The following is a 6,000-nucleotide window of genomic DNA, read 5'->3' on the forward strand; positions in this document are numbered from 1 at the left end:
GCGTTCAGTTAGAAGGTGTAGTCCGCCGTCACGAAGAACGAGCGCGGCTCGCCCAGGATCCATTGCTGGCCGTCGTTGTATTGGCTGACGGCGTAAGTGCGGTCGAACAGGTTATTCAATTGCAGGCCCAATGTCGTGTTGCGCATGGCTTTCCATGAAACGCTGGCGTCGACCACGGTGTAGCTCGGCACTTCGCTGGTGTTGGCGGTGTTGGCGAAACGCGAGTCTACATAACGCACACCCGCACCGGCACGCACGTCGTCAGTGATGGCCTTGCTCAGCCACAGGTTGGCGGTGCGACGCGGCACGTCGGTGGGGCGGTTACCGTCGCGGGACACGGACTGGCCGTTGACCACTTCGGAGAAGTCGTCGTACTGCGCCCGCACGATCGCAGCGTTGGCTTGCAGTTGCCAGGCATCGGGCAGTTGCAGGTCGAGGCTGGCTTCCAGGCCGTTGGAGGATTGCTGGCCGACTTGTTCCTTGAGGGTGGTGCCTGGAACGCTCACCAACAGTTTCTTTTTGACGATGTGGTAGGCCGCCAGGGTCCATTCACCACGGGAATCCCAGAACGCCTGCTTGAGGCCGATCTCGGTTTGCTTGGCGGTGGACAGGCCGAACTGCTGCTGGCTCGGGCTCAGGGTGATCAGGCTGCCAACGCCGTCAGTGCTGGTGGCGTATTGGCCGTAGACCGAGGTGTCCGGGGTGATCGCGTAGACCAGGCCGGCTTTCCAGTTGTTGCCGGTAAAGGTTTTGTTGGAGTCGCTGCCATCCACCAGGGAGTCACTGTCGATGTGCAGGTAATCGCGGCGCACGCCGGTGATCAGCGACAGTTTATCGGTCAGTTGCAGGCGGTTTTCGGCGAACGCGGCCAGCTGTTTGGTGGTGCTGACGGACTGCGGGACGAAGGGGCTGGCGCTTTCAAACGGCTGCGGTACCGGGTGGTTGATGTCCACCGGTTGGCCGGCGTTCGTCAGGTCATCGAACGGCGAGTTGCTGGCCAGGCGGAAGCGAATGCGGTTGTACTCCACCCCCGTCACCGTCTGGCTGTCGAGGCCGAACAGCGTGTGCTTGAAAGTGAAGGTCTGGCGGTCGCCCACCTGTTCCTGGTTGTGCTTGATGCCCAGGTAGCTCTGGCGCACCAGGCCGCCGTCGACGTAGTTGTAGCTCTCGGCGTTCTGCCAGCGCCGCTGGTTTTTCAGGTAGGACAGTTCGTTGGTGGCGGTGACGTTGTCGTTGATCTGCCACTCGCTGGTCAGGCGCGTCCACTGGTCGTTGTAGTGCTGGATATCGTTGCTGACGTTGTAGTTCTTGTCCCGCAGGCCCTTGTGCAACTGGCCGTTGATCAGCGGTGTGCCGTAGTCGTTTTGCGGGGTCTGGTCGCCGTAGTCGGAGGCCAGGGTGAAGCTCAGGTTGTCCGCCGCCTGCCAGCGCAGGGCACCGCTGACGAAGTCGCTGCCGGACTCGCCGCGGTCGATGAAACCGTTGCTGCGCAGGCGGTTGATGTTCAGGCGATAGCTCAGGGTGTCGGTCAGCGAGCCGCCGCTGTCGAGGGCTTGCTGCTGGCGGTCATAAGAACCGTAGCCCAGGCGGATATGGTTTTCGATCTCGCCCTCGAAGGGTTTCTTCGCGATGGTGTTGATCACCGCGCCGGTGGCGCCCTGGCCGTACATCACCGAGGCCGGGCCGCGCAGTACGTCCACCCGCTCAACGGACCAGGTGTCCACCGGGAAGGTGGAAGTGCCCGCGCCATCGAACATGCGCGCGCCGTCGTACAACTGCAGCACCGAGCTCTGGCCGGTGAACCCGCGTGCCGACAACGAGGTACCACCGTCGCCCGGCGTGCCGGTGCGGCTGATGCCGGTGGCCCGGGAAATCGCGTCCTGCACCGTGGCATCGCCCCGGGCGCGAATCTGCTTGCCGGTCTGGCTTTCAACGCTGCCCGGGGTTTGCAAGGCAGTGAGGTTCAAGCGCGAACCTGCGGTGGTCGGGGTTTGCAGGTCGACGCGCTCGTCGTCGACAGCGGGGGCGGAGACGGCACTGGCGGGAAGCGTCAGGGCCTGGGCAGTGTTTTGCAGGGCGAGCAGGCACAGGCCGGACGCAAGGTACTTGTTCATCGGACGATAAATCGCTTCTTCGAGACGGTACTCGCCGCAGGGCGCGGCGAGTGGGAGAACACATCAAGTGTTACAATATAACACTTTGTGCGGCGTGGGCGAAAGCCCGCGTAAGACTACATAACGCCTCTAGGTAGGGCATCTCGTCTGTTTCACGCTGAACCTGAGGCAGATTCACGTTGGCCAAACCACCGTGAAAGCACCAGGCGATCCAGTGCCCAGACCACGATCAGCGAGGCGCCCACCAGCGGAAAGACAATCGCCAGCCCGAGCATGATCACCATCGCGGTTTTCCATTTCGGCAGGTCATGGCGCAACGGTGGAACCCCCAGGCTGCCCTGTGGCCGACGCTTCCACCAGATCACCACACCGCTGACGGCGCTGAGCAGGATCATCAGGCAAATCAGCAGCACGATGATCTGATTGACCACGCCAAACATCTTGCCTTCGTGCAGCATCACGCCCGATTCGGTAACCCGCGCCACGCTGTTGTAGTGCTCCCAGCGCACATCGGCCAGGACCTTGCCGGAGTATTGGTCCACATGCAGGGTGGCGTCATTGCGCGGGTCGTTGGCGAACACCGCGAGGGTGAACACGCCTTCGGCAGTGGTGGGGAAGGTGATGCTGTAGCCGGGCTCGACCTTGCGTGAGTTGGCGAGGTCGACCACCTGCTGCAGGCGGATACTCGGGGCTGCCGGGCCCTGGCTCATGCCGGCGTGCTTCATGTGCTCGGCATGCTCGCCAGACATCGGCATCGGCGTGTTTTCCATGGCCCACGGCACGGTCTGTTGGCTCGCGGTGTTGAGGCTGCGGGCCTGCTGGTCGGACTGCGGCACGTTGTTCCACATGGCCGCCGGGAATTTATTCCACAGCTCGGCGTATTGCTTGCCCCAGAAGCCGGTCCAGGTCATGCCGCTGAGGAGCATCACCAGCAGGAACGCCGCGCCCCAGAAACCGGCCACCGCGTGCAGATCGCGCCAGAACAAGCGACCGCGACTGCCCAGCCGCGGCCACAGAATGCCCGCCGCCGACTTGCCTCGCGGCCACCACAGATACACGCCCGAAATCACCAGCATCACGCCCCAGCCGGCGGCCAGTTCCACCAGGCGATCACCGACGGTGCCGATCATCAACTCGCCATGCAGCGCGCGGGCGATGGCTTGCAGGTTGTATTTCGAGTCCTGTTCGCCGAGCACGGTGCCGCGATACGGGTCGACGAACACAGTCACTTCGCGCCCGTCGTTGTGCATCACGAATTGCGCGCTGCTGGTGGCGTCGGCAGGTGGCAGGTACTTGCTGATCTTGCCTTGTGGATAGGCAGCCTGGGCACGTTGCAGTTGCTCGTCGGCACTCAGCGCGTGTTCGGCGCTTTGCACGGTCAGCAGGTTGCCGTACATCAGCGGGTCGAGTTGGGGTTTGAACAGGTAGATGATGCCGGTCAGGGCCAGCAGCACCATGAACGGCGCGACAAACAGCCCGGCGTAGAAATGCCAGCGCCAGGCCAGGTTGTAGAAGGAAATCTTCGGTGGGTTCATCAGGGTGCTCCGCAAAGGCTTGGATTTTTTGTGTTATCGAGGACGCCATCGCGGGCAAGCCCGCTCCCACAGTGGAATGCATTGCAACTGTGGGAGCCGGCTTGCCTGCGATGCGCTTAGAAGCTCATGTCCACCTTGGTCCAGAGCGTGCGCCCCGGTTCCTTGATGGCTTGCGGGTCATTGGCCGGGTAGCCGAACCCGGCGTTGCCGGCCAGGTTCAGGTGTTCGGCGTACGCCTTGCCGAACAGGTTGTCGACGCCGGTGCTGACCTTGAAATTCTTGTTGATGCGATACGCCGCGTTCAGCGAGAACACGCCAAACCCCGAGCTTTTGTCGAAGTCCTTGCCCACCACGTTGCCCTTGTTCTGGTCGATGCGGTTTTGCGCCGCGACCACCCGCCACAAGGCGCCGGCGCTCCAGTCGTCCTGGCTGTAGGTGAGCCCGAAGCGCGCATCCAGCGGCGGGATCTGCGGCAGCGGTTTGCCGTCGCTGCTGTTCTTGCCCCAGGCGTAGGCGAAGGTGGCATCGGCCTTCCAGTTGGCGGTCAGCTTGTAGGCTGCGCCCAATTCACCGCCCATGATTCGCGCGTCCACATTGCGCGCCTGGGAGGTGGTGCCCATCATTCCCGGCTGGTAGTCGAACAGGATGAAATCACGCACCTGGCCGACGTAGCCCGAGGCCCAGGCATCGAGATCGGCGGATTTGTATTGCAGGCCAAAATCCAGCTGGGTGGTTTTTTCAGGCTTCACACCGTCGAAGGCATTCACGGAACCGACCGACCCGGTGTCGGGAGAAAACAGCTCCCAGTAATCAGGGAAACGCTCCGAATGCCCAAGCCCTGCGTACAGGGTGGCAGGGCTGTCCGCCAGATCGTGCTCGTAGCGCACAAAGCCGGACGGCAGCGTATCGGCGCGGGTTTTACCGGCGGTGGGGTTGGGGCTGCTCATCATCCCGGAGCTGATGGTTTGCCGGAAATCCTTGGCCGAGGCGCGGTCGACGCGGGCGCCGGTGATCAGCCGGTCGCGGTCGGCGGCGTACCAGGTCAGTTCGCCGAACACCCCGTAGTTGTGGAAGTTGGCGTCCTTGCTGCGGGGCAGGTCCTTGTAGGTGTCGACGCCCATGGCGCTGCGTTCGCGGTGTTCGTTGGTTTGTGCATCAATGCCGCTGATCAACTGCACATCGGCCCAGCGCCAGGTGGCCTTGATACGGGCGCCGAGGGTGCGGCGGTCGACGTTGGCCGCCATGGGACCGGCCATCATCCCGGTGCCCGACGGGACGCGCAGGGTGTAGTTGTCCATCACGTGGTCGGCGTAGTTGTAGTAGACCTGCGCTTCGACCTTATCCAGCACCTCGCCGATGTTCGATTTCTCGAAGCTTAATCCGAGGCTCTCGCGCAAAAACTGCGAACCGTCCATGCCACGCCCGGCGTAGCGGGCTTCGCCATCGCCACGGCCGGCGGTGAGTTCCAGCAGGGTGTCGGCGTCCGGGGTCCAGCCCACGGCCACGTCGCCGTTCCACTTGTCGTAGCGCGAGGCGACGGTGTCGTTGTTGCCGTCCTTGTAGTCATCGGCGTGGGCCTGGTTGCCGATCACCCGCACATAACCCAGCGGCCCGCCGGCTGCTGCGTCGACGACTTTGTCGAAACGCCCGTTGGAGCCCGCCAGGATGCTGGCGTTGACCCGCGTGCCCAGCTCGCCGAATTGCTCGGGCTCGCGCTCGAACAGGACCGTGCCGGCTGAAGCACCCGGGCCCCAGAGCACGGTTTGCGGGCCTTTGATCACGGTGAGCTTGTCGTAGGTTTCCGGTGAAATATAGGAGGTGGGCGCATCCATCCGGCCGGGGCAGGCGCCGAGCATCATGCTGCCGTTGGTGAGGATGTTCAGGCGCGAACCGAACATGCCCCGCAGCACCGGGTCGCCGTTGGTGCCGCCGTTGCGCACCAGGGCGAAGCCGGGGATGGTCTTGAGGTAGTCGCCGCCATCGCTGGCGGGCACCGGTTGGCGCGGGTCTTTCGGGTTGGTGACGACGGTCAGTGGTGAGCTGGGGGCAATGGCGGTGATCACCGTCGGGCTCAGTTCGTTCTGGTCGGCAGGCTCGTCGGCGTGGACCTGAGGAACCAGCAGCGCGCCACACAGAACGGCGAAAACGGGAGTACATCCCAAACGGGTGTCAGCAGAAAACCTGGACATGAAAAATTCCATCATTCATTCGTAAACAACACGGCCAGCAGCCTGCGGCTGTCTGTCTAAAGTCGGCCGGGGTGAAGTAACGGTGTGAAGTGCTTACGTGATGATGGGCGGGGCACGGCTGCGGGCGCCGGGGAACACGGTTTGCCGGGCATGGCCCAGGCG

3 protein-coding genes are annotated in these 6,000 nt (G+C 63.4%); all 3 read right to left on the minus strand.

The window, feature by feature from the left end:
- Positions 1 to 8: 8 nt before the first annotated feature.
- Positions 9 to 2,114, minus strand: coding sequence for a TonB-dependent siderophore receptor (locus tag HX869_RS14690; RefSeq protein ID WP_178903259.1), 2,106 nt, complete (start codon positions 2,112 to 2,114; stop codon positions 9 to 11).
- A gap of 152 nt (positions 2,115 to 2,266) precedes the next feature.
- On the minus strand, positions 2,267 to 3,649 hold the full coding sequence (locus HX869_RS14695) for a PepSY domain-containing protein (protein WP_178903260.1): 1,383 nt from the start codon (positions 3,647 to 3,649) through the stop codon (positions 2,267 to 2,269).
- Positions 3,650 to 3,765: 116 nt separating this feature from the next.
- On the minus strand, positions 3,766 to 5,838 hold the full coding sequence (locus tag HX869_RS14700; RefSeq protein ID WP_178903261.1) for a TonB-dependent copper receptor: 2,073 nt from the start codon (positions 5,836 to 5,838) through the stop codon (positions 3,766 to 3,768).
- Positions 5,839 to 6,000: the final 162 nt, after the last annotated feature.

This window comes from Pseudomonas sp. P7779, assembly GCF_013386315.1.
Classification (GTDB): Bacteria; Pseudomonadota; Gammaproteobacteria; order Pseudomonadales; family Pseudomonadaceae; genus Aquipseudomonas.